This is a genomic window from Frankia sp. CoWAU3, assembly GCF_977971855.1.
The window spans coordinates 1-4373 of the sequence record NZ_CDWWXB010000203.1; the positions used below are offsets into that span (position 1 = coordinate 1).

Sequence of the window (4373 nt, forward strand, 5' to 3'; positions counted from 1 at the left end):
CATCACCGAACACTTACCTTTACTTCTTGGCAATGGCTGCGGTTCTACTGCTTCCATGTGGACACCGTTCACGACAGCCTTCAACGTGCAAGGAACTCAACTGCACCGCACCGCTTGGACCTCGCCTCCAGCTGGTTGACAGCTCCCGGCCCAAGCCGCGAGCATGGTGCGAACGGTTCGCAAGATTTCGAGCAACGGAGGTAGGCCCGTGCGCGCTCGGTTCCTCGGTAAGGACCCCAAGTCTCAGGTCGACAACTCGCCCACCCTGTTCGCCACCGACCGCACTGACCGCGTGACCTACATCGCGCAGGGGTAGAAGGTGACCGACCCCAGGCGCTCGCGGACATCGGTGCCGTCCCCGATCACGAAACCTTGATCGAGATTCCGGAAGACGTCCTGAAGTTCTACGCCCGCCGCTACCTGGAGCAGGAGGAGGAGCGCTGACCCAGCTCATCCCGCCCGGCCCCGAGTTCCGGCAGCTCTTCCACTCCTTCGAGCACACCGCGTACCGCTTGGAGGCCCGCGACACCTACGACGCGACCTACGAGCAGGAGTCACTGGAACGGTTCCTCGCAGGCGAGCCGGACGATCTTCCGTGGATGCGCAGCTGGCTGGACATGCTCCATGAGGCGACAGCGGCCGGCCGGCGGTTCGCCCGGGTCCGCGTTGTGAGCCTGCCCCTGACCGGCTACAGCCGCTTCGGCGTGTACTGCGCGCAGTTCACGAACGGCGCCGGCGAGGACATCCGCTACCTGCCACGTGACCAAGCTGAGGCCGCCAGGCTGCCCCACCACGACTACTGGCTGTTTGACTCATCCAAGCTGGTCCGGATGCACCTCGACGAAACCGACCGCTTCCTCGGTGGGCAGATCATCGAGGACTCGGCCGAGATCGTACGTCACAACGTGTGGCGTGATGCCGCCTGGCACCACGCCGTCAGACGGGACGACTTTGCCACCCAGCAGCACCTCGGACGCGTCTAACGTCCAAGAGGCGCGCAGCGCCCTCGGCAAGCGGCTCCGCGAGCTTCGTACCTCGGCCAGTCTGAGCGGCCGGCAGCTCGCGGAGTCCTTGTCATGGCCGCCGTCGAAAGTCTCCAAGCTGGAGAACGGCCGGCAGACCCCGACAGACGATGACATCCGGGGTTGGACCGAGGCAACCGGCGGTCAGCCAGAGGCCGAGGCCCTGCTGGCTGCCCTCCATACACTCGAAGTGCAGCACGCCGAGTGGCAGCGCATCCTCCGCGCCGGCCTGAAGCCGCGGCAGCAAGAGCTGATCGAGTGGGACGCGCGCACCCGCCTCTTCCGGGCCTTCGAGGCCACAGTGGTCCCCGGCCTCCTCCAGACCGCCGAGTATGCCCGCGCTCGCTTCGCCGAGAGCATCCGCCGGTTGAAGCTGCCGAATGACATAGGCGACGCCGTGGCCGCCCGGGTGCGACGGCAGGAGATCTTGTACCGCCCCGACAAGCGCTTCCACTTCGTGCTGACCGAGGCGGCGCTGCGGTTCCGGCTCTGCCCCTCCGAGGTCATGGTCGGCCAGCTCGACCGCCTGATCTCCTTCTCCCAGCTGCCCAATGTCCGGCTCGGGATCATCGGCTTCGAGACGCAGTACGCCACTTCGCCGTGGCATGGCTTCTGGATCTACGACGCCGAGCGGGTGCTCATCGAGACCTTCAGCGCGGCGCTTGACCTCCGGCAGCCGCAGGAGATCGAGCTGTACGCGGGCACCTTCGAGCAGCTCGCCGCCGTCGCCAGCTACGGCCGGTCCGCACGGGCGATCATCAACCGCACCATCGACGATCTTGCCGACGACATACCCCTGGATGGCTCGTAATTTCGCTCGTGCCACGACCGGCTCCATAGATTCGAGAAACCCCTAGAAATTTTCTGGCCAGATGCCGTGGTCGCTCCCTACCCTCCGACTCAGACAGGTCACCGCCCCGACCCAACGGGGCATTGGAGGGCACAGGTGAGCACCCTCGTCCCGCTGCTGGGCAGCGGGCAGATCGAGCAACTTCCCCCACGGGCGCGCGAGGTCGTGGAGTACCGCAAGAGCGGCCTCTCCCTGAACCACATCCAGGGCTGCCCCCTGGACTGCGCCTACTGCATCCGCCACACCTACGGTCTCTGGGACCAGCGCCGGCCGCAGGCGCTCATGTCCGACGCCGAGGCCGTCGAATGCCTGGTGACCCACCCGTACTTCCGGGCGGATGTCACGCCCGTCCAGCTCTTCAACAGGGCCACCGAGCCGTTCCTCCCGGCGGTGAAGCCGCACACTTTCGCCGTGTTGGAGGATCTCGACGGCCGGGGCCTGACCAACCATGTCCTCGTCATCACCCGCCACCAGGTGGGGCCCAAGGACTGCGAACGGCTGAATCGGTTGAGGCACGTCAAGGTGACGCTCTTGTTCACCTACTCCGGCATCGACGAGGCGCGCATCGAGCCGTACCCCTCCTCCGTGGCCGCAGCCTCCCTGAGGCTGGCGACGAAGGTCCAGCCCCGGCGCTACCGCACGGTGCTCTACTGGCGTCCCCTGGTTCCCGGCCTCAACGACACCGACGAGCACCTGGCCTGCGCCGCCGCCCTCAGCCGCCACGCCGACGCCACCGTCTTCACCGGGCTGTTCTACCGGGACCAGATCGCCAGCTACTACCAGGCGGCCAGGTTGCCGGAGCCCTACGCGGGCACCGCTCGCCGCAAGATCGTGCCGGAAACCCTGGAGCAGCGGGTCCTGGAAAGCTTGGATGGTGGCGGCACCGTCTTTCGCAAGACCTCCTGCACCAGCCTCGCCCACGGTCGTCCGTTGCGAGTGATGACGATCGATTCTCCCGCGTGCGCACGGTCAACCCAGGTACCCACGGCGTGGCTGAGATCCCGCATGCTCACCACAGTCATGCCTGAAGTCCAACAAGTGTTAGACATCCGCCGGCCCCTCGATTCCAGGATCAGCGGGAGCACCGTCCCCGGACGGCCACTCGCCCCCGGACGGCCACTCGCCCCCGGACGGCATCGCGCCCCAGCGCTCGGCGTGGACGGCGTCGGCGAGGGGACGCCGCCGGGCCCAGCCATGGCGTTCGAGGTCGGGAACGTGCTCAAGGTGGGTTACCGGCCCGAGGCAGAGCCACGCCACGGGCCGGATGTCGGCGGGGATGGCGAGCAGGTCACGAACGAACGGCTCCCGGTAGAACGACACCCAGCCCACCCCGAGGCCCTCGGCGGTTGCGGCGAGCCACAGGTTCTCGATCGCCAGGCACACCGAGTACAAACCGGCGTCGGCAATGGCGTGCCGCCCCAGCACCGCCGGCCCGCCGCGGTGCGGATCGTAGGTCACGACCAGCGACAACGACGACTCCAGGATGCCGTCGATCCTGATCCGGGCGAACCGGGCTGCACGCTCACCGGCCAGGGCCCCGGCGAAGACGGCGCGCTCGCGGTACACATGGGTGTGGAAGGCCCGCCGGGACCGCTCGTCGGTGACGAGGATGAAGTCCCAGGGCTGGCTGAGGCCGACGCTCGGCGCGGCGTGAGCCGCCCCGAGCACCCGGTCGAGCACGTCGGCGGGGATCGGCGCGCCGGTGAACTGGCCGCGCACGTCGCGCCGCCGGTGCAGGACATCGTAGAGGTCCGTGGGGCGGAGGTTCGTAGGGTGGCTGTCGGTGGGGTGGCTGTCGGTGGGCATGGCAGGCTCCCGCTGTCCGGCCGCCCGCACGACGACGGGCGACGTCGATGCGGGGCCGGTCTTCGGACTTCCGGATCAACGCCGGCCGTCCGCCTTCCCGGACCCGAGGGCCCAGTGGCTGCGCGACGCGCATGGACGGCGACTTCCCGGTTACCGCGGCGGGCCCGTGCCGGACTTTCACCGGCTTCCCGATTCTCCCCGGTCCCCCGGGGCACCCCGCTCATGATGCCATTGGGGACGATACAGGATAAATCGACATACCAAGGTGACGGCGATCCGTCGACCGGTGAGTTTGGGGGACCTGAGCACGGTCTGCGGGAAGGTCATCCCGGTCTGGCAACGGAACAGGCGGCTCAAGGTACGTTCACTCGCCCCGACGGTGGCGCCGAACTCGGCCCGAGTCCGCGGATCGGCGGGGTCACCGGCCAGCGCCGCTGTGAGCGTGGCGACGCGGTCGTCGCGTGGTTGGGGCAGGCCGAGCCGTAGCTCGGTCACCTGCCGCAACGAGCGCAGCGGGACGGCTGTCAGGTCCGTCGCGGTGAGCGCCCGGATGATCTCGCGCAACAGGAGGGTACGGCTACCACGGTCGGAGCGGGGGACCCGAACGGATCATCCATGTCCGGGAAGGCCAGTACGTGCATATGGGTGGGGGTGCGCCTGGTGCGCGTGGTCACCGACGCGATCCCCCGCGGCGA

General features: G+C 68.2%; 4 protein-coding genes and 1 riboswitch. Of the genes, 2 read left to right on the top strand and 2 right to left on the bottom strand.

Annotation, left to right across the window (positions count from 1 at the left end; translation table 11 throughout):
- Positions 1-452: 452 nt before the first annotated feature.
- Positions 453-983 (top strand): DUF6879 family protein, encoded by a 531-nt coding sequence (locus AC08ON_RS15225; RefSeq protein ID WP_476617207.1) that lies wholly within the window; start codon positions 453-455, stop codon positions 981-983.
- Complete coding sequence (locus AC08ON_RS15230; protein WP_476608168.1) at positions 916-1833, top strand: helix-turn-helix domain-containing protein; 918 nt, start codon at positions 916-918, stop codon at positions 1831-1833. The genes AC08ON_RS15225 and AC08ON_RS15230 overlap by 68 nt, the downstream gene beginning before the upstream one ends.
- An 842-nt stretch (positions 1834-2675) precedes the next feature.
- Here the strand turns inward: AC08ON_RS15230 and AC08ON_RS15235 are convergent.
- Together AC08ON_RS15235 and bluB are read right to left on the bottom strand one after the other, a co-directional pair.
- On the bottom strand, positions 2676-2921 hold the full coding sequence (locus AC08ON_RS15235) for a type II toxin-antitoxin system Phd/YefM family antitoxin (RefSeq protein ID WP_476608169.1): 246 nt from the start codon (positions 2919-2921) through the stop codon (positions 2676-2678).
- The gene (gene bluB, locus AC08ON_RS15240; RefSeq protein ID WP_476608170.1) at positions 2914-3678 is read right to left on the bottom strand and encodes a 5,6-dimethylbenzimidazole synthase; all 765 of its coding nucleotides are present in this window, start codon (positions 3676-3678) and stop codon (positions 2914-2916) included. The genes AC08ON_RS15235 and bluB overlap by 8 nt, the downstream gene beginning before the upstream one ends.
- A 36-nt stretch (positions 3679-3714) precedes the next feature.
- Positions 3715-3912, bottom strand: a riboswitch (cobalamin riboswitch).
- Between the last annotated feature and the right edge of the window lie 461 nt (positions 3913-4373).